Origin of the sequence: Streptococcus sp. 10824 (genome assembly GCF_013276595.1) — a bacterium.
In the GTDB taxonomy this organism is placed as follows: domain Bacteria; phylum Bacillota; class Bacilli; order Lactobacillales; family Streptococcaceae; genus Streptococcus; species Streptococcus pseudopneumoniae.
The window spans coordinates 1-17,769 of sequence record NZ_VMLH01000131.1 but is presented as its reverse complement, the minus strand read 5'-3'; the positions used below and the strand labels follow the sequence as shown (position 1 = coordinate 17,769).

Sequence of the window (17,769 nt, the reverse complement as noted above, 5' to 3'; positions counted from 1 at the left end):
TACTTCTAAAACATTGTTAGAAATCGATTTGACTGTCTTGATTGATTTGTCCTGTTCTTATTTCATTTCACTATGAAAACGTTTAAAATATTTTCAACAACCTATCGAAATCATCGTAAACGCTTCGGATTACGAATGAATTTGATTGCTGGTATTATCAATCATGAACTAGGATTCTAGTTTTGCAGGAAGTCTAATAAATATAAACCGTAAATATGCCTGCCTGCTTTTGCTATCATGGTTTGGCTACCTATCCCAAGTTCGGATAAAAATACTTTCAAGTATTTATTCAATCCATAATTTGTAGAAAGTTTATACCTTCTATCACAAGAGACCAAATCATATTTCTTTAATTCTTCACGATTATAAAGAACCTTATCTTGTTCCTCTTTCAATGCATCCAATACAGATATTAAATCTTCATCAATAATAATTTCTCTTATGGAAGTATTCGTTTTTTGAGGAATAAAATTTGTCGATTTCTAGCAAATCTTCCATACGTTTTTAGAGTTTCTCTTTCATTCTCTATTTTATAATTCACCTTCTAATTCTCTTATACTCGAGTGTAAAGATTCTTTCGTTTTGGGAACAGATTCCTTCAATATACCCTCTATAATTTTAAAATTTAAGTTAGAATAATTATGATAAATAAAATTTCTAAAACCTTTTATCTGAGTCCAGTTTATCCTATCTGAATACTTCTGTTTTACTTCCTCTGATAATTTGCCTAACGATAACTGTTCTCCTACCTGTCCTAAATTCATAGCGATAGAATCAACTACCATATCATCATCTAAAGGTAAATTATATCTTCTTGCTTTATACAAAACAGCATCGGCCTTATCAAGATATAAAACCATATCCTTCAAATATGCTATATCAGTTTCAAGAGATTGACTTCTCATAAATAACCTCTCTATCATTCAAAAAATTTTTCTTGACTAACTTCCCAATGTTTGTTTTTGGAGAAAGTAAATCACTAACCAATAGAATATCTATATTACCATCAAAAATAGTCAAAAGTCTACCATATACATCAAAATATATAGAATCATCCTCTAACTCCAAAGCAATATCAACATCACTTTTCCCATCAGCTTCGCCCCTAGCATAAGAGCCAAATAGATAAATTTTAGATAAATCATATTGTTTAGCAACAGGAACAATTTTTTCCTTTATCTGATCTATTGTATAAACCATAACCGAACCCCTTTAGATTATATCTATCCACACTTTTATTTCACCTTACTCAGAATCAAGTTTAACTTCAAAAGGAATACTTCTTGTCAACACACTTTGCTTCAAAAATAACTTCACAGCAGTTGACATATCCAACCCCAACTCATTAAAAATCGCAGTCGCTTCTTTTTTCAATTCATCATCTACTCTTACAGCAATTTGTGACATAGCATTTCTCCTTTTCTTCTTGTATATCTATTGTATCACTTTTACCAATACATATCAAACTTATTCCCTAATAAATACAGTCTTTAAATTTAAACTTGCAACTTCTTCTCTAATGCTTGTGCCAAAACTTCTGAATAGTTAATCTTTTCTCGATCAGCAAGACGAACTAGCCATTCAGGAACGGTCACGTTCTTTCTAATCGCCTTGTTACTTCTCACAAAAGGCGCAGGATCAACTTGAATCATTGATACAAAACCATCTGAAACTTCAATCTTTAAAATATCACTTGGAGTAGGCAACGCCATCCCTTCATCGATATAAGAAGCTAAAACATTTTCAAGCATTTCTCGAGCATTTTTCATCGCTTCTTCGATATTTTTTCCTTCTGTACCACCACCAAATTCTGGAAATTCTACCCAATATCCTGTTCCTTCTTTATGAAAAATAGCTGGATACGTTTTTAACATTCTACTACCCCCAACATTCTACTACCTCTGATGTAAAAAGACTTAGGAAAGTAAAAATTACAATCCTAAATCTTTGAGAATCTTTCTCTCCAATCCCTTTCCCAAATCTTCATTTCCATGAACTGGAATCGTGACAAGATAAGAAAAACCCTCTTTCTTAAAATGATGATGACTTCCTCTTTGACGAACTTCAACCCATCCATTCTCAAGAGCTAGTTTCACCATTTCTTTACCTGTAAGTGGCATATATATTCGTTACCTCCTTACACTTACTATTATACGCATTATGTGTATAATAGTCAAATTAAAACAAACCACTTTTTCTCAATAACTACAAAATAAAATAGACCAGCTTCCTGATCTACTTTATTCTATATTCATTGACTTTTGGTCAAATTTTGGTCACACTTTGGTCAAAGATTCCAAAAATACTAACCTATTTAAAAAAACTAAATTGTGATGATTGCCTACAAATAAACACTTTGAATATTCTTTATGTTTCTTTACGCTTCTTATTATGCCCCCTGCAGGAATCGAACCTGCAACTACTCCTTAGGAGGGAGTTGTTATATCCATTGAACTAAGGGAGCTAGATAAAAACTCTGCTGAAAAAGCAGAGTTTTAGTCGAATTAACGACGGATTTCTTTGATACGAGCTGCCTTACCTTGAAGAGCACGCAAGTAGTACAATTTCGCACGACGTACTTTACCGTAACGAACAACTTCGATTTTTTCAACACGTGGAGTGTGGATGGGGAAGATACGCTCAACACCTACACCGTTAGAGATTTTACGAACTGTGTAGTTTTCTGAGATACCAGCACCTTTACGTGCGATAACAACACCTTCAAAAATCTGGATACGTTCACGGTTACCTTCGACAACTTTCGCGTGTACACGAACAGTGTCACCAGGACGGAATGATGGGATATCTGTACGAAGTTGACCTTCAGTCAAGCTTTGGATTAATGGATTCATTTTATTCTCCTATCTTTGTCAATCTTGAAGAATCTTCCTCAGCGGATAAACTGTATTTTTGTGCGTCCATTACACACAAGATACAGTTTACCAAATTTCCACAAAAAAGTAAAGAAATTTATAGCAGAATTCCTAAAAAAATCGCAATCAAACCACCGAGGTAGGTCAAAGCTAAATAAGAATAAAATCCCTTCCTATCACTTAGCAGTCTTTGCAGTTCGTCATTCAAGGTCGAAAAAGTTGTCAAACCTCCACAAAATCCTGTTGCTAAAATAGCATAGACTTCCTTAGACTCCACATGATTGTAGAATAATCCAATTAAAAAACAACCTAGAAGATTGACTATGAGCGTTCCGAGGGGCAATTTAGAAGTTTGATTATAGCGGGAAAAGAAATAGCGCACTAAAGCTCCGAAACCACAAGCAATTGCAAGGTAGACCATTACCATTTCTTCCTCCCTAGAAAATAAGCTAAGAGTAGGCCTCCACCGATGCTCAAAAGCAAATACAGGACTAAACTAAGATAACGCCCTGTATCAAGCAGCTTCACAGTATCAAGCATTAGGCTGGAAAAAGTTGTTAAACCTCCACAAAAGCCCGTCCCTAGTGCTAAAATCAAGCCCTTACTAGTCCCCTTATAGACCAGATATCCCTTGACAAGATAAATCAAGCAGAAAATTCCCAGATAGTTGACAAAGAGAGTGCCCCAAGGAAAGTCAGGACTGGCTGATAACCAAGTAGAAACAAGGTAGCGCACAAGTCCGCCCAACATAGCAGCTATAAAAATGCCTAGCGGATAAAATTGTTCTTTTTTCATTTGATATTCTGATTCTGATAATCACGCGAACGTTTGAGTATGTCCGAAAAAGTCGCGACAATAGTTTCCTGATAGCGCTTATCTCCTACACGACTTCTAACCTTTTCAAAAATAACCGCTTCTCTCTTGGTATCTAAAATCGGTTTACCTGAAGCTTTCTTATAGGCAACTACACCCTCAACCAAATGCATTCGTTCTTCTAAGAGCTTGACGATTTGGTCGTCGATTTGATCAATTTCTTGACGAATACTATCTAAATCCATACAGTCTCCTCCTTTATTTGAATTATTGTATCAAAAAGCCACCAAATAGGCTAGTAAAATCCTAACTCACGATAAGAAAAATGCACTGATTGATTACATCAGCGCACGTTTATACTTATCCTACTTTAGCAGCCAATTCTTCTGCGAATTGTTCCAAGCGCTCAATGTCTTCTTCCTCAGCAGAGAGATCAACTTTAACACATTCTGAACCTTTTTCTGCTCCTGTCGAAACAAAAACACGATCAAAGTCATCAACAGCCTTACAGAATTCATCGTAGAAGGTATCTCCTGAACCAACCACTCCGTAGATTTTGCCATTCAAGTTGAGATCTGCTAGGTCTTCGTAGAAGTCCATCATCTCATCTGGCAATTCACCATCACCATAAGTATAGGTCGCAACGATAGCGATGTCAGCTTCCAAGAAGTCTGAAGCGTCAACAGTTGTACATTCATCAACATCGACATCCAAGCCCAAGTCACGTAATTTGTCTGCTACAATATCTGCAATTTCTTCGGTATTACCGGTCATACTGGCAAATACAATTTTTGCTAATACCATATCGTCCTCCTCAATTTATCTTTCTCCATTATATCACATCTTTTTCATTTTAAAAATAAAAATTCTTGTGCTACAATGAAATGAGAAAGAATTGAGGTTATTTATGGAAATTTGCCATCAAATTTTAGAAAAAATCAAAGAATACGACACGATTATCATTCATCGTCATATGAAACCAGACCCTGATGCCTTGGGAAGTCAAGTGGGCTTGAAAGCCTTGCTGGAATATCATTTCCCTGAAAAAAACATCAAAGCCGTAGGTTATGATGAACCGACTCTTACTTGGATGGCTGAGATGGATCTTGTTGAAGATAGTGCCTACCAGAGCGCACTTGTCATCGTCTGTGATACGGCGAATACTGCTCGTATCGATGATAGGCGCTATAGTCAAGGTGATTTTCTCATTAAGATTGACCACCATCCAAATGATGATGTATACGGTAACCTATCTTGGGTAGATACTAGTTCAAGTAGCGCTAGCGAGATGATTACCCTATTTGCCCAAACAACCCAACTGGCCTTGTCAGATCGAGCTGCTGAGTTGCTCTTTGCAGGAATTGTTGGTGATACAGGTCGCTTCCTCTACCCTTCTACCACTGCACGGACTCTTCGTCTGGCTGCCTATCTAAGAGAACAGAACTTTGACTTTGCGGCTCTCACTCGCAAAATGGACACTATGAGTTACAAAATTGCTAAACTTCAAGGCTACATCTACGACCATCTGGAAGTGGATGAAAATGGTGCAGCGCGAGTTATCCTGAGTCAAGAAGTCTTGAAACAATTTAATGTTACCGATGCTGAAACTGCAGCCATTGTCGGTGCACCTGGACGCATTGATAGTGTTAGTCTCTGGGGAATTTTTGTGGAGCAGGCTGTTGGCCACTACCGCGTTCGCTTACGCAGTAAAATTCATCCTATCAATGAAATTGCCAAAGAACATGATGGTGGAGGCCATCCTCTAGCAAGCGGTGCCAATTCCTATAGCCTAGAGGAAAACGAAATCATCTACCAAAAGTTAAAAAACTTGCTTAAAAACTGATAAAATACTTGCCAAACTTTTCAGAATCTGATAGACTAGTATAGTAACAATCTATGGCTCGCAAAGAGACCATGGCAGAAAGGAAATATTGCAAAATGAAAAAAGATATCCATCCAGAATATCGCCCAGTTGTCTTCATGGACACAACTACTGGTTACCAATTCCTTAGCGGTTCAACAAAACGCTCTAACGAAACAGTTGAGTTCGAAGGCGAAACTTACCCATTGATCCGTGTGGAAATTTCATCAGACTCACACCCATTCTACACTGGACGTCAAAAGTTCACTCAAGCAGATGGACGCGTGGATCGTTTCAACAAAAAATACGGTCTCAAATAATGAGAAAAAGACAGCTTCGGCTGTTCTTTTTTGTTTCTTGAAATCAACTGCTGTTTTCATGTTCCAAACTAAAAAAACTTTACACTCTCGATAGTTTCTAGAGTACAAAGTTTTCTCTTGCCTAAAAAATATAAAAGATATATACTAGCTATATATAGCATAGATTGGAGATATACCATGACGACATCACTTACTAAGCAATACAATTTTAAAATCAATGAGTCATCAATGGAACAAGCTAGAGCTATCATCAAGGAAAAAGGAATGACTATGACGGATGCTATTAGTCTTTTTATCGAGCAGATTGTTCTCGAACAGGATTTACCAATAAAAACTGCAGAAGATATACATCGTGAGCGATTGATTCAGGAACTACAAGCCCAATCTGAACGCTCCTTAAGAGAATACGAATCCGGACAAGGAACTTCCCTAGACAATATGAGGCTACGATATGGCTTATAAAGTGAGTCTTTCTACTGAAGTGAGTCAGGCAATTGACAATATCCATGACTACATTACTACTGTTCTTTTATCACCTCAGTCTGCTAAGAATACTGTAGCCAGAATTTTAGACGGCTTAAAAAGTTTAGAAACTTTTCCTGAAGCTGGCTTTGATGCAGATGAAAAAATCGAACTAAAAATCAACAGTAAGTACCCTACGCGAGGAAAAATTATCGGTCAGTATATCTTGCTTTACTTTATCGACCAGACTCAAAGAACTGTTTTTCTTTCCCACTTATTTCACACCAAAAGTGACTATCTTACCTTGCTCCAAAGCAAAAATAACAAAAACTCAAAATCATCATTTTAATGTCCACCACTCTCTTAATAACCTTGTACTTATAAGGAACACAGTCTTCATTTTAACTAAAAAATAAAAAAACTTTGCACTCTAGCTAGCCACGCGATGGCTTCCAGAGTACAAAGTTTTTTATTAGACAAGGTTTAGTCTTCCTTATCTTGATTTTCAGCTCCTTTAACTGCTTTTTTAAATTCAGATAGCATTTTACCGATTGACTCGCCTAGTTCAGGCAATCGTTTTGGTCCAAATATCAAGAGAGCTCCTAAAACGATGATAATCAATCCTGGTGCTCCAATATCACGTAAGATTCCCATTCCTCTCTCCTTTCTGCTTGCGTTTCATAATGTGTTTGCTAATAGCAATACTTAATTCATAGAGTAATATCAAGGGGGCAGTCATTGCCAAATCGCTGACAAAGTCAGCTGGTGTTAAGATGACTGCGAGTACCAATAAGATAAAATAGGCATATCGGCGATAAGCAGTCAATAATTCTGGTCCAATGAGTCCAATCGACGTCAAAAAGGCAATGATAACTGGCAATTCAAAAATCAGAGCCAAAGGCAAGGTCGTTTGAAAAACAAAAGACAGATAATTTTGGGCGGTTAACTGCGTTTCAAATAGACCTTCTCCCAACCCTAATAAAACCTGAAGTAAGGCCGGTGTTACAAAGTAAAAACCAAAAGCCAGTCCAACTAGAAAACAAAGGAAACTAGCTGGAATATAGGCAAAGACAGCTCTAGCTTCTTCCTTCTTTAAACCGGGTTTAATGAAAGACCAAATATGATACACCGTGTAAGGCAAGGTGATAGTAAAGGCCATCAGACTAGCCAAACGTATGTAAATCCATAAAATATCATTAGGCCCTAAAACAATCAACTTTTGCTGAAAAGATTGGGTCACATACTGGTAAATCTGGTCTGCAAACAGCAGAGAAACAGAGAATACCAAAAAGAAACAAATGACTACTGCCAATAGTCTCTTTCTAAATTCTACCAGATGTTCAACGATTGTCAATTCTTTTCTATCCATTTATTTTTCACCCTGTCTAAAAGTGACAATCAAGACAATAATAACAAAGACTAGCTGGCTAACCAAGCCTTCCCAACTTGGATAAATTCCAAGCAAGTCGATCGTTGGAAAGCCTGTCACTAAGTGATTTGGTGCCATATTGGTCAACTGAAGAGCATGGATACTAACCCCCAGCATCTTGAAGGCTAGGGCATAAATCATCCAAGTCAGGATAAAGAAGACCTTATGTGGCAGGAAGAATTGACTGGCCTTGTTCATCACAAGGGCAATAATTACCAGAACCAGCAAGGCAAGTGAAATTCCCAAGACAAATTCAAAACTGGAAATTCTTGGTAAAATCCCAACATAAAAGAGAATGGTTTCTGCTCCCTCACGGAAAACAGCTAGAAAACTGAGGGCAAACATGGAAATAAAGGAGCCTGTTTTGGTCACTGTTTCCATTTGTGACTCCATAAAGGTATTCCATTTTTTGACCGAGGATTTGCTGTGGAGCCAGATTCCAATCAAAATCATCATAGCTACTGCAAAAATTCCCACTGCTCCTTCGATGATTTCACGATTGGAGCCTGATGTTACTGCTGGAAAGGCAATTTGCAGGATAAAAGCAATAAGGAGACTAGCCATGATTCCAGTGATAGCACCACCATAAACCCACTTGAGTCCCTTTCGCATCTTGGCTGCTTTCAAGGTCGTCACCAAGGCCATGACGATTAAGAGGGCCTCTACTCCTTCTCTTAGAAGAATCAGCATAGCATCAAAGGCATTGTAACGTGCGCTAGTATCAATTTGTGATAAATCTGCAATCAGTTTTTCTAATTTTTCTTGGTATTCCTTCTCACTTCCCTTGACCATAATCACAGGGCTTTCACTTTCCACTCGAGTATAGAGGGAAGGATTGGTCGTGCTAACAGAACCTTCAATCGTTGGCCAGATAGTAATAAATTCCTTCATACTGGCTGCTCCTGATGCTTGGTCACCAGCTTGGAATTGTTCCAAATCCTTTGTCAAAAGGGCAATGCCGTCTTTGAGACTTAAATCAGAAGATGCTTCTGCAACTTCTTTTCCACTCACAAAATCATCAATAGCCTTTTTTAAGTCCTCAAAGGAAGTCTGGATGGAGTTGAAATCTGTAGGCTCGGTTTCCATGCTACTACGCAGGAAGGAAATAGCTGTTTCAACACGTCCATAATGGGCCGTACTATTGTCACGAACCACACTTTCATTGATGGTCCAAGTGGAATTCATTTTCTTAAAGGCCTCTCGGACCTTTTCCAAATCTTTGGAAGTAATAGCCTGTTCCAAGGCTTCAAAACGTAGACTCAGACGGTTTAGCAATTTTTCCTTTTCCGCATCTAGGTCAATAGGATTTTGTTCTTTTTCAAAAGCTAATAGGGCTGCAGAAATTTCGGTGAGTTTGTCTTCAGTAATCTCGCCTGATTGAGCTAACTTTTCCTTAACAACTTTACCAGCCTCAGAATTGCTGTCTTCTACTCTTTCGAAGTCTGATGCCATCTCCTGAACGAGTTTCTGAGCCTCAGACTGACTCCCATTTTTGACCGCTTTAGAAGCATCTGTGATTTTCACAAAGTAAGAACTCAAGCTTTCTTGGGCACCTACTGGGGAAAGAATTAAAAATGACAAAGCTAAAACTAGTAACCAGCTTCTAGCCTTCCAATAATTTCTGACCAATGTAGCCTCCTTTCTCCACACCACCAAAGCAAGCAAAGAGTCCACTACCGATGTGAGTGATATATTCATTCATCTTATCAGTAGCACCTAGATTGGTTTGAACCTTGACAAAGTTATCAGGATCCTTCTGGAAAGAAATGAAAAGCAATCCTGTATCAAACTGGCCAGTTTTTTCATCAATTCCATCAGAGTAAGAATAAGAACGTCGCAAAAGGGGCTTGTCTACTTCCTTAGCTAAACGAACATGCGAATCATCAGGTAAGAGACTCAAATCCACTTCATCAAACTCATTCTTCTTACCAAAGGGAGCACCACTTTCCTTGTAACGACCAAAAGTATTTTCTTGTTCTTCAAGACTAGTGCGATCCCAAGTCTCTAAAAACATCTGAATCCGACGAACTGCCATATATGAACCATTTTCCATCCAATCCTTACTATCAGCCCAGATAACGCGGTCAAAGTCTTGCTCCTTGGTTGGATTTGCTGTTCCATCTTTAAAACCAAAGAGGTTACGCGGAGTCTCCATTCGATCACCGATAGCTGCAAAACCAGACTGACTCCAACGGAGGGTCACTGCATTTCTCCCCTTACGGATAAGATTTCGAATAGCATGAAAGGCAACCTGCTCATCATCTGCACAGGCCTGGATGACAATATCTCCACCTGTATATTTTTCACGCAATTGCTCCTTCGGAAAAGGCGGTAAATCTCTGAACACTTGAGGACGCTTGTTTTCCAAGTTCATCTTTTTCAAGAAACTGGCAGAGACACCAAAAGTCAGGGTCAAACGATGCGGGTTAAGCCCGACTGTCTCCCCAGTATCGCTAGGAGGTAAGAGAGCATTCTGTCCATCTTTTTTGACCAATTCCCCCTCAACCAACTTGGCACTATAATCCGTCCAATCCTTGAACAACTGGATAATCTTATCTCTATCCGTCGTATGCAAGTCCAAAACGACAAAATAGATATTCTTTTGCATGGGCGTACTAATCCCAGCTTGATGCTTGCCATAAAAAGCAATTTTTTCATTTCCGTACGAGATTTTTTCCTGACTTCCTAGCTTAGGTGCGAAAAAAGCAGAAGCACCAGAGAGTCCTAGCGCTAAACCAGCCCCTCCAATCCCTGCTTTTTTTAGAAATTCTCGACGGTCCATTTTCTTTTCAAAAAACTTTTCGTCTTTTTCAGTCATGACTCTTATTCTCCACTAAGAAATTTACCCATTTGTGATAGAGGTTCACCAAGTTTTGTCACAGCTTCTGACAATTCTTTGGTATCTTCTTTTGTCAAATCAGTATAGAGTTTGTAGTGTTCCTTGTCGGTCATTTGTTTGTCCAGCAAACTATTAACTGACTTGAAATCTGCTTCCAATTCTTTAACTAGGTTAGCATCTGATTTTTCAAGTAAAGGTTTAAAAAGTTGGAAAATCTTCTCAGCTCCCTCGATATTTGCACGGAAATCATACAAGTCTGTATGAGAATAAATTTCCTCTTCACCCGTAATCTTGCTTGTCGCTACTTCGTTAAGCAAGTCGACTGCCCCAGTCAACATGACCTTGTAGTCCACATCCACAGTTGCAATCTTGGCTTTCAATTCCTTGATATCATTGACCAACTGATCGCCATAACTTTCAGTTCCTTTAGTTGTATTGTCTTCCCAAAGGATACGCTCGATACGGTGGAAACCTGACCAACCTTCTTCTGTCTTGTTTTCGTCCATATAGTCTGCCAAACGGAAGTCAATCTTGACATCTGACTCACCAAAACTTTCAGCAATTGGTTCTGAACGCTCATAAGACATACGAATCAGTGGATAAACCTTTTTGGCTTCTTCTAACTTACCTTCTTTCAACAGTTTGACAAAGCCTTCCGTATCTGTCAAAAGCTTATCGATTTGCTCTTGCACAAAAGTCTTATATTCAGCAGTGGCCTTATCAAGCATTTTTTGCTTGTCTTCAGACAAGGCTGTCACCTTAGATGAATCATTTGTCTCGGTTGATTTTTCAAAACGGACTGCACATGCTGTCAGTAGCAAGGCTGAAGATAAAAGGACAAAACCTAGTTTTTTCATTGTATACTCCTATCGATTCAGGAAACCTGAATTCATTTTACGTTTCATTATACTATGTTTTTTCTAATCTGTCAATAAATTTTCAGACAATTTAATGTTATGTTTTCTCAATCTACCAGACTTAATACGACTTTGTAACTTGTAATCTTGTAAACGATACATGGTCGGAACATAAAAGAAATCACCACTTTTATGTAACTTAATCGCAACTTAATCGCAACAAGAACATTATTATCAAATCTTTTTACATATTCAAAACTGGCGTCTTTCTCTCGTGGATTGATGCCGACGAAATCTGGGTTCCTTAGTATGAGTTCCAGGTCTTCAATATGATGAATCACATCATTGTGATGGCCTTTTATCATATGGCTTCTCAAACCGTCTTTGTTGACCTTTATGTCGCTCGCTTCAAGAACAATATCAAAAATTTCTTTTACTTCATCGGTAATCTGACCGATTTTTTTCATAATCCATAATTTCCTCCGTTATTCCACAACTATTATATCACAATCATAGTGTATATCAGGATATATCAAACTCTATTATTCGTTAGATACTCAATTTTAACTTTTCCCTTTTCCTCAAAATAATAGTATAATAGAGGTAGAATTTAGAATCGAGGTACACCTATGGCTGTAAAATTTACAAAACGAGACGACTTGGACAAGATGTTTGAAGAGTTTGCTAAACTCCCAGATTTGAAACAAGTCACTTTCCCTGATGACAAAGAGAAAAAAGCCAAAGCAGAAAAGAAAAACTAGATGACTGCTTTTCAACAACTCCCATCTAGTGTACTTCAGACTGGGGCTATTTTCCTCTCCATTATCATTGAAGCCCTCCCTTTCGTTCTGATAGGAAGCATTGTCTCAGGGCTGATTGAGGTTTATATCACACCTGACAAGGTTTATCATTTTCTCCCTCGAAATCGTTGGGGAAGAATCTTTTTTGGCACCTTCGTTGGAATACTTTTCCCCTCTTGTGAATGTGGAATCGTCCCGATTATCAATCGTTTTCTGGAAAAGAAGGTTCCCAGTTACACGGCCGTTCCCTTTCTTGTGACAGCACCTGTTATCAATCCCATTGTTCTTTTTGCGACCTATTCTGCCTTTGGCAACTCCTTCCATGTCGCCCTATTACGAGCTCTGGGTTCCATTCTTGTGGCTGTAATACTAGGAATTTTTCTAGGATTTTTCTGGCAAGAACCGATTCAGAAAGAAAATCGTCTGACTTGTCATGAGCATGATTTTTCTTACTTGAGTTCTGCAAAAAAAGTTTTTCAGGTCTTTGTGCAGGCCATTGATGAATTTTTTGATACGGGGCGTTATTTGGTATTTGGCTGCCTCTTTGCTTCTATAATACAGGTCTACGTTCCGACTCGGATTCTGACCTCTATCAGTGCGACCCCTCTTTTTGCCATCCTGCTCTTGATGATTTTATCCTTTCTTCTTTCGCTCTGTAGTGAGGCGGATGCCTTTATAGGTGCTTCTCTTCTCTCGAGTTTCGGTTTGGCTCCAGTTCTGGCCTTTCTCGTCATTGGCCCAATGCTGGATATCAAAAATATTCTCATGATGAAAAATTACTTGAAAGCACGATTTATTAGTCACTTCATTACGATTGTGACTCTGGTCGTTTTAGCCTATTCTCTCTTGATTGGAGTCATCCTATGATTCGATTTTTAGTTTTAGCTGGCTATTTTGAACTGACTATTTACCTCCATCTGTCGGGCAAACTAAACCAGTACATCAACATGCACTATTCCTATCTGGCCTATATCTCCATGGTGCTTTCCTTTATCTTGGCAATTGTTCAATTGTATATCTGGATGAAGCAAGTCAAAACCCACAGTCATCTGAACAGCCGATTGGCCAAGATGACGAGTATTTCTCTTCTGGCTATTCCACTTGTCATCGGCTTAACTTTCCCAACTGTTAGCTTGGATTCTCAGACCGTTTCTGCTAAAGGTTATCATTTCCCCCTATCGGAAGGAACGGATCTAGCCATTCAGACAAGTGAAGGGACGACAAGCCAATATTTGAAACCAGACACCAGTTCTTATTTTTCAAAATCAGCCTATGAAAAGGAAATGCGAACGGCGGCGGATAAATACTTGTCCCAGGATAGCATTCAGATCACTAATGAAAACTATATGGAGGTCATGGAGGCTATCTACGACTATCCAGATGAGTTTGAGGGCAAGACAATCCAGTTTACAGGCTTTGTCTATAACGACCCCAGTCATGCCAATAGTCAATTTCTGTTCCGATTCGGCATTATCCACTGTATCGCAGATTCTGGTGTCTATGGATTGCTGACCAAGGGAAATACCCGGCAGTATGAAAACAACACTTGGATTACGGCCAAAGGAAAACTGCTCAATCACTACCATAAAGAACTCAAACAAAATCTCCCAACCTTGGAAATCGACAGCTTTACAAAAGTCGATAAACCAGAAAATCCCTATGTTTATCGAGCTTTTTAAGAAAATCAAGATAAAAACGAACAAGTTCTCTTCTGAATGACAGAAAAGAGCCTGTTCGTTTTTTTTGTTATATGAGAATTAGTGACTTGTAGATTTTCATCTTATACCATTTCAAGCCATACAAGCAACTCAGTGAGAATAAGAGAGCCACTCATTAATCATACTAGCGATTTTTTTGGGTGCTTGAGTATAAAGCTCATGGCCAACGTTTTCTAGAAAAATAGTATCAAAATAATCTGGTAATTCTTTTAGTGTTTCCTCTCTCCATGTAGCTTCATTAGGATAGCGAGGACTAATAAACAAGGTATCTCCCACTTCTCTCTTAAAAGCTTGTATTTTTCTCCGTAAGCGGAGTATCGCTTCTATATTTTCATAATTTATAGCCAACTCATATCTATTATACTCAGAATTCCAGTGATAGGACTGCCTTACGGCTTTCTCCATATTTTCTGACCAATGCTTTGCTTCAGATTTTTCTTTAGAAATAAGAAGAGCTAAGTCCGAAACAATTTGAGATTTGATATAATTTTTAGTTTCCTCTAACTCTGTATCTAAAGGTAAAATCTTATCTAAATCTAGATAGCCACCATCCAAAAGAATCAGTTTCTTCACTTCTTGAAATTCCGATGCGAGATAACGAGCCAAATCTCCTCCAAGAGAATGGCCTATCAGACAGATAGATTCTTCCTCTTCTATCGATTTTTTAAACCATGATTTCAATTCTGTTTCATCTCGAAGATGTTTTTCATATGGATTTAGAAAATAAACCTGAGAATCTAGTTCTTGAAGAAGATCCTTGCTATGATAGACATTACTTCCCAAACCACCAATAAAATATTTTTTCATTCTCTACTTAATACTATGCTTATTCATCTTTTGTTCAAAGATAGTTGTGATAATCTGACGTAATTCTTCTCGTTCTTTTTCTGGAATCTCACCACTTGTTTGAGCTGCAGCGTAAAGCTCAGGGTGTTCGATTGAAATGCGTTTAATCGTACGTGTCGTAGCATGTTTTCTGACGAAAAACGGAATGCGCTTAATCAAGTCTTGTGGTACTAGTGCAAAAATCTTCTCAGCAGTTTCCTTGTCACTAATCTTAGACGTAGTCAGCCCCTTCTTAATCATTTCCTGTTCTTTTTCTGTAAAATCTTTTAATTCCATCTGATTAGTCCTCCTATTTTCTCTAAGTTAAATTATATAGCAATCTGGATAAAACTACAAATGGACTATCTGGAAATAGGTGCAATACTGTAAAGACGAGTCTGTTCTTTAATTATAAATCTTCCTCCTCAGTCACTTCCCATACTTCTGATTGATAGCCATTCCCATCAATATCGTATCTTTGGATATAGCCAATAAATGTTTCATTTTTTCGTGGTTTCTGGCTATTAACGATTGAAATAACCCACCAACTCATCAAAAATAGAAATAAAAGTCCTAGGATTACTGTCATATCATACCACCATTAAAGTTTAACCCACTTATCATTATCCATGATAAAAGGCTGAGCCAGTCCCTCGCCTGTATAATCCGCATACTTGGTGCCTAAATACTTGTAACAATCTTCCTTGCTGGCAAATTTAATCGCTTGGTAGGGCTCTTCGAAAGTCAATTTCTCTACAAATAAGAAACCGTCATCAGCCGGTACTAAGACTCCAACGTGGCCTACAAACAGATACTCACCATCCAGATTGTCGTGCAAGACTACAGATAGCATTCGAGCTTTGTCGTTGAATTGAAATTGGGAGAAGAATGTTTCCATCTTTTCAGCGTGAACCTTGACATCCGTCGTTGCCTCAGTTGGAACTCTCGAAAATAGAATATCAAACTCTTCCTTATCTTGTGAATCAAAGACCTTCCCCTTATCAATCGCATCGTTATCTAGGAAAAGCAATTGATCATTCTTATCAAGTTTTGGAATGGTGACTGAATTTTTCAAAAGACAATAACTATTGATACGGCAGTTGGTTCCAACAAAATCACCCTTCTTTTGATTCCAGAGATGACTGATTTTTTCAACATCGTATTCTGTGTGAGTAAAGGAAGTGAAATCTCCTGATAAGCCAGTTGAGCCGACAATGGTATTGTAATCATTAACGAGATTAAAAAAGGCATCAACACTATTTGGATCCAAGTGAGCTGATAAGAGAGATTTGACCTCTTCTGTACTTACCTGATTGTTTAGGTTGGTGTATGAAGCTTTCCATGGAACTTTCGTTGAACTACTTTGCCTTTGACTCGTCCCATTCGAAGTTGTAGCATCTTGCTGACAAGCTGCCAAGCCTAAAAACAAAGCTGAATAGATTCCTAATATGGCTAATTTTCTTGATTTCTTCATCTTTTTCTCCTAAATGTCTTGGATTAAAGTTTCTTTAACTACTGATTTACAGATATTGATTACTTTCTCATTTAATATGCTCATCGTCTTTCCCTCCGATTTGTTTTTTTTGTTATTTCCTTAAGCTTGATTTAATTATAATAGGCGTTTCGTGCTCTGTCAACAATTTTTTTACGAAAACACAACAAAGTTTTCATTTTCGTGGATTTCGGTTATGCTTTACTTATAAAAACAGAAAGCGATTTCATTCGTGGATAAAGAAGAGATTGCGATTGTTACATGCGAAAAATAAAACAATATAGACTAGTAATGGTTGGACTCAATAAGAATTGAGTACTAAGATTGGTATAAGTAAAAACACCCTTGGAAACTATGAAAAAAGGGGTAGGTCTACTAAGAAAAATACTATATTTGACTTAGTTAAAGTATTCAGTAGCTTGATTGATGTCCTCTTTCCTCCAGTTCAAAAGGATTCTCCTAGCGATATCCAATCTATCTACGACCAACGGGCATCACCCAGACAAGGTAAAGTACTGACCTATGCCGATAGGCAACTGTATGAGAAGAAAAACGATGATAAACGAAGTATCGCAAAAATCATCAGACTGGACGACTACAGACAGACTACTTACTCTCGTGTTAGGTAGTTTATCTCTGCAGGTAGCCGCTCGATGCAGGACGACAATTTAGATATGGAGTTTCCATTCTATGAGGATGAAATCCCAGACGACTACGACGCAATCGCTTATGTCGTCAGCAAGTCCATGGAGCCAAAGATAAGAAACGGCAACTACCTATTTATCAAGAATCCCCCACAGATTGACTATAATACCATCGTCATCTTCCAAGTAGACGGTGCTAACTAGGTCAAGAAACTTCGCCAAGGCTACCTCAAAAAACTCAATCCCGAATACCCCGACATCTGCCTAGACGAAAGCAACCGTATTCGCACCATCGGAAAAGTTGTCAGGCTGTATAGGGAGAATTAAAAAAGAGGGAGAATGACGATATAAAACAAACAGATTTTAAAAGATTCGAAAAACTTTGAAAAAGTTCATTCTACATTTCAAAAAAAGAATAAGTGACCTAAAGCAGATTATATTTTGTTAAACAATAGTGATATGTAAATTTAGAGAAAGGCATTTAAGATCACTTTTCAAAAGGCAAATACTAAACTAACGAAACCGATAAACCAGCCCCTTAGTTCCCATATTTTCAGGCACACACTCCTTAGTACACTAGCTGAGAAGAATATCCCATTAAAAGCTATAATGGTTAGAGTGGGACACAAAGACGCTAAAACAATAAATAACATCTACACTCACGTAAGTAAAATAATGGAGCAAGCTGCTTTGGAGGTTTTAAATACCATATCATTAAATCGAAAATATATCAGATCGAATCTAGACAAGTAGATTGCGATTGCTAAAACATTTGTAGAAATTCATTTGACTTTTCTAATCAATTTGTGCATATCTTATTTCATACTCAATGAAAA

The 17,769-nt window shown here is 37.9% G+C and carries 29 protein-coding genes, 1 tRNA gene and 2 pseudogenes; 10 read left to right on the top strand and 22 right to left on the bottom strand.

Features of this window, described 5'->3' with window-relative positions; genetic code table 11:
- Nucleotides 1–72: 72 nt before the first annotated feature.
- Nucleotides 73–180, top strand: a pseudogene (locus tag HT701_RS10375) (IS5/IS1182 family transposase); the annotation flags it as partial.
- Nucleotides 181–194: 14 nt separating this feature from the next.
- Here the strand turns inward: HT701_RS10375 and HT701_RS11915 are convergent.
- The 12 genes and pseudogenes from HT701_RS11915 to HT701_RS10315 all read right to left on the bottom strand — a co-directional run.
- Nucleotides 195–529: pseudogene (locus HT701_RS11915) on the bottom strand (site-specific integrase); the annotation flags it as partial.
- A gap of 1 nt (nucleotide 530) precedes the next feature.
- Nucleotides 531–905, bottom strand: a complete 375-nt coding sequence (locus tag HT701_RS10365; protein ID WP_138705392.1) for a HepT-like ribonuclease domain-containing protein — start codon at nucleotides 903–905, stop codon at nucleotides 531–533.
- Nucleotides 886–1,200, bottom strand: a complete 315-nt coding sequence (locus HT701_RS10360; protein WP_000263130.1) for a nucleotidyltransferase domain-containing protein — start codon at nucleotides 1,198–1,200, stop codon at nucleotides 886–888. The genes HT701_RS10365 and HT701_RS10360 overlap by 20 nt, the downstream gene beginning before the upstream one ends.
- A 45-nt stretch (nucleotides 1,201–1,245) precedes the next feature.
- On the bottom strand, nucleotides 1,246–1,407 hold the full coding sequence (locus HT701_RS10355) for a type II toxin-antitoxin system RelB/DinJ family antitoxin (protein ID WP_000077979.1): 162 nt from the start codon (nucleotides 1,405–1,407) through the stop codon (nucleotides 1,246–1,248).
- Nucleotides 1,408–1,496: 89 nt separating this feature from the next.
- Nucleotides 1,497–1,874: a type II toxin-antitoxin system HicB family antitoxin gene (locus HT701_RS10350; RefSeq protein WP_000921490.1), complete on the bottom strand. Its 378-nt coding sequence runs from the start codon at nucleotides 1,872–1,874 to the stop codon at nucleotides 1,497–1,499.
- Nucleotides 1,875–1,931: 57 nt separating this feature from the next.
- Complete coding sequence (locus tag HT701_RS10345) at nucleotides 1,932–2,120, bottom strand: type II toxin-antitoxin system HicA family toxin (RefSeq protein ID WP_001131503.1); 189 nt, start codon at nucleotides 2,118–2,120, stop codon at nucleotides 1,932–1,934.
- 272 nt (nucleotides 2,121–2,392) lie between these two features.
- Nucleotides 2,393–2,464 (bottom strand) — tRNA-Arg (locus HT701_RS10340).
- 40 nt (nucleotides 2,465–2,504) lie between these two features.
- The gene (rplS, locus tag HT701_RS10335; RefSeq protein WP_001068669.1) at nucleotides 2,505–2,852 is read right to left on the bottom strand and encodes a 50S ribosomal protein L19; all 348 of its coding nucleotides are present in this window, start codon (nucleotides 2,850–2,852) and stop codon (nucleotides 2,505–2,507) included.
- Nucleotides 2,853–2,970: 118 nt separating this feature from the next.
- On the bottom strand, nucleotides 2,971–3,300 hold the full coding sequence (gene crcB, locus HT701_RS10330; RefSeq protein WP_054388225.1) for a fluoride efflux transporter CrcB: 330 nt from the start codon (nucleotides 3,298–3,300) through the stop codon (nucleotides 2,971–2,973).
- On the bottom strand, nucleotides 3,294–3,668 hold the full coding sequence (crcB, locus tag HT701_RS10325; protein ID WP_000712082.1) for a fluoride efflux transporter CrcB: 375 nt from the start codon (nucleotides 3,666–3,668) through the stop codon (nucleotides 3,294–3,296). Before crcB (HT701_RS10325) ends, crcB (HT701_RS10330) begins: the two co-directional genes overlap by 7 nt.
- Complete coding sequence (locus HT701_RS10320; protein WP_000362492.1) at nucleotides 3,665–3,931, bottom strand: chorismate mutase; 267 nt, start codon at nucleotides 3,929–3,931, stop codon at nucleotides 3,665–3,667. Before HT701_RS10320 ends, crcB (HT701_RS10325) begins: the two co-directional genes overlap by 4 nt.
- Before the next feature lie 115 nt (nucleotides 3,932–4,046).
- Nucleotides 4,047–4,490, bottom strand: coding sequence for a flavodoxin (locus HT701_RS10315; RefSeq protein WP_000241950.1), 444 nt, complete (start codon nucleotides 4,488–4,490; stop codon nucleotides 4,047–4,049).
- 103 nt (nucleotides 4,491–4,593) lie between these two features.
- Between HT701_RS10315 and HT701_RS10310 the strand changes: the two genes are divergently transcribed.
- From HT701_RS10310 to HT701_RS10295, 4 genes are all read left to right on the top strand, one after another.
- Entirely contained in the window at nucleotides 4,594–5,529 is a 936-nt protein-coding gene (locus tag HT701_RS10310; RefSeq protein ID WP_172931499.1) for a bifunctional oligoribonuclease/PAP phosphatase NrnA, read from the top strand.
- A 95-nt stretch (nucleotides 5,530–5,624) separates the two neighbouring features.
- Complete coding sequence (locus tag HT701_RS10305) at nucleotides 5,625–5,867, top strand: type B 50S ribosomal protein L31 (RefSeq protein ID WP_000710764.1); 243 nt, start codon at nucleotides 5,625–5,627, stop codon at nucleotides 5,865–5,867.
- A 177-nt stretch (nucleotides 5,868–6,044) separates the two neighbouring features.
- On the top strand, nucleotides 6,045–6,329 hold the full coding sequence (locus HT701_RS10300) for a type II toxin-antitoxin system RelB/DinJ family antitoxin (RefSeq protein WP_050208398.1): 285 nt from the start codon (nucleotides 6,045–6,047) through the stop codon (nucleotides 6,327–6,329).
- The gene (locus HT701_RS10295) at nucleotides 6,319–6,678 is read left to right on the top strand and encodes a type II toxin-antitoxin system RelE/ParE family toxin (protein WP_055356708.1); all 360 of its coding nucleotides are present in this window, start codon (nucleotides 6,319–6,321) and stop codon (nucleotides 6,676–6,678) included. The genes HT701_RS10300 and HT701_RS10295 overlap by 11 nt, the downstream gene beginning before the upstream one ends.
- 134 nt (nucleotides 6,679–6,812) lie before the next feature.
- On the opposite strand, the gene tatA is transcribed toward HT701_RS10295, so the two are convergent.
- The 6 genes from tatA to HT701_RS10265 all read right to left on the bottom strand — a co-directional run bounded on the left by tatA (nucleotide 6,813) and on the right by HT701_RS10265 (nucleotide 11,921).
- Nucleotides 6,813–6,983, bottom strand: coding sequence for a twin-arginine translocase TatA/TatE family subunit (tatA, locus tag HT701_RS10290; RefSeq protein WP_000512107.1), 171 nt, complete (start codon nucleotides 6,981–6,983; stop codon nucleotides 6,813–6,815).
- Complete coding sequence (gene tatC / locus HT701_RS10285; RefSeq protein ID WP_055356707.1) at nucleotides 6,967–7,698, bottom strand: twin-arginine translocase subunit TatC; 732 nt, start codon at nucleotides 7,696–7,698, stop codon at nucleotides 6,967–6,969. The genes tatA and tatC overlap by 17 nt, the downstream gene beginning before the upstream one ends.
- Nucleotides 7,699–9,387, bottom strand: coding sequence for an FTR1 family protein (locus HT701_RS10280; protein ID WP_138705391.1), 1,689 nt, complete (start codon nucleotides 9,385–9,387; stop codon nucleotides 7,699–7,701). It abuts the gene before it with no gap.
- Nucleotides 9,362–10,576, bottom strand: coding sequence for an iron uptake transporter deferrochelatase/peroxidase subunit (gene efeB / locus HT701_RS10275; protein ID WP_000136411.1), 1,215 nt, complete (start codon nucleotides 10,574–10,576; stop codon nucleotides 9,362–9,364). Before efeB ends, HT701_RS10280 begins: the two co-directional genes overlap by 26 nt.
- 5 nt (nucleotides 10,577–10,581) lie before the next feature.
- On the bottom strand, nucleotides 10,582–11,454 hold the full coding sequence (gene efeO, locus HT701_RS10270; RefSeq protein WP_023936132.1) for an iron uptake system protein EfeO: 873 nt from the start codon (nucleotides 11,452–11,454) through the stop codon (nucleotides 10,582–10,584).
- A 107-nt stretch (nucleotides 11,455–11,561) separates the two neighbouring features.
- Nucleotides 11,562–11,921: a hypothetical protein gene (locus HT701_RS10265; protein WP_007284914.1), complete on the bottom strand. Its 360-nt coding sequence runs from the start codon at nucleotides 11,919–11,921 to the stop codon at nucleotides 11,562–11,564.
- Between the two features lie 162 nt (nucleotides 11,922–12,083).
- Between HT701_RS10265 and HT701_RS11795 the strand changes: the two genes are divergently transcribed.
- Genes HT701_RS11795 through HT701_RS10255 form a run of 3 tightly spaced genes read left to right on the top strand, consistent with a single transcriptional unit; the run spans nucleotide 12,084 to nucleotide 13,933 of the window.
- Nucleotides 12,084–12,215: an SPJ_0845 family protein gene (locus HT701_RS11795; RefSeq protein WP_000268685.1), complete on the top strand. Its 132-nt coding sequence runs from the start codon at nucleotides 12,084–12,086 to the stop codon at nucleotides 12,213–12,215.
- Entirely contained in the window at nucleotides 12,216–13,121 is a 906-nt protein-coding gene (locus tag HT701_RS10260) for a permease (protein WP_000123618.1), read from the top strand. It begins immediately after the preceding gene.
- The gene (locus tag HT701_RS10255; protein WP_000617844.1) at nucleotides 13,118–13,933 is read left to right on the top strand and encodes a TIGR03943 family protein; all 816 of its coding nucleotides are present in this window, start codon (nucleotides 13,118–13,120) and stop codon (nucleotides 13,931–13,933) included. Before HT701_RS10260 ends, HT701_RS10255 begins: the two co-directional genes overlap by 4 nt.
- Before the next feature lie 129 nt (nucleotides 13,934–14,062).
- On the opposite strand, the gene HT701_RS10250 is transcribed toward HT701_RS10255, so the two are convergent.
- From HT701_RS10250 to HT701_RS10235, 4 genes are all read right to left on the bottom strand, one after another.
- The gene (locus HT701_RS10250; protein ID WP_000759787.1) at nucleotides 14,063–14,779 is read right to left on the bottom strand and encodes an alpha/beta hydrolase; all 717 of its coding nucleotides are present in this window, start codon (nucleotides 14,777–14,779) and stop codon (nucleotides 14,063–14,065) included.
- A gap of 3 nt (nucleotides 14,780–14,782) precedes the next feature.
- Nucleotides 14,783–15,094 (bottom strand): hypothetical protein, encoded by a 312-nt coding sequence (locus HT701_RS10245; protein ID WP_000420552.1) that lies wholly within the window; start codon nucleotides 15,092–15,094, stop codon nucleotides 14,783–14,785.
- A 112-nt stretch (nucleotides 15,095–15,206) separates the two neighbouring features.
- Entirely contained in the window at nucleotides 15,207–15,386 is a 180-nt protein-coding gene (locus HT701_RS10240) for a hypothetical protein (protein ID WP_000216060.1), read from the bottom strand.
- Nucleotides 15,387–15,398: 12 nt separating this feature from the next.
- Nucleotides 15,399–16,271: a DUF4300 family protein gene (locus HT701_RS10235; RefSeq protein ID WP_172931498.1), complete on the bottom strand. Its 873-nt coding sequence runs from the start codon at nucleotides 16,269–16,271 to the stop codon at nucleotides 15,399–15,401.
- A 671-nt stretch (nucleotides 16,272–16,942) separates the two neighbouring features.
- On the opposite strand from HT701_RS10235, the gene HT701_RS11910 reads away from it, so the two are divergent.
- Together HT701_RS11910 and HT701_RS10225 are read left to right on the top strand one after the other, a co-directional pair.
- Complete coding sequence (locus HT701_RS11910) at nucleotides 16,943–17,137, top strand: S24 family peptidase (RefSeq protein ID WP_007284915.1); 195 nt, start codon at nucleotides 16,943–16,945, stop codon at nucleotides 17,135–17,137.
- Nucleotides 17,138–17,419: 282 nt separating this feature from the next.
- Nucleotides 17,420–17,686, top strand: coding sequence for a tyrosine-type recombinase/integrase (locus HT701_RS10225; RefSeq protein ID WP_080564667.1), 267 nt, complete (start codon nucleotides 17,420–17,422; stop codon nucleotides 17,684–17,686).
- Nucleotides 17,687–17,769: the final 83 nt, after the last annotated feature.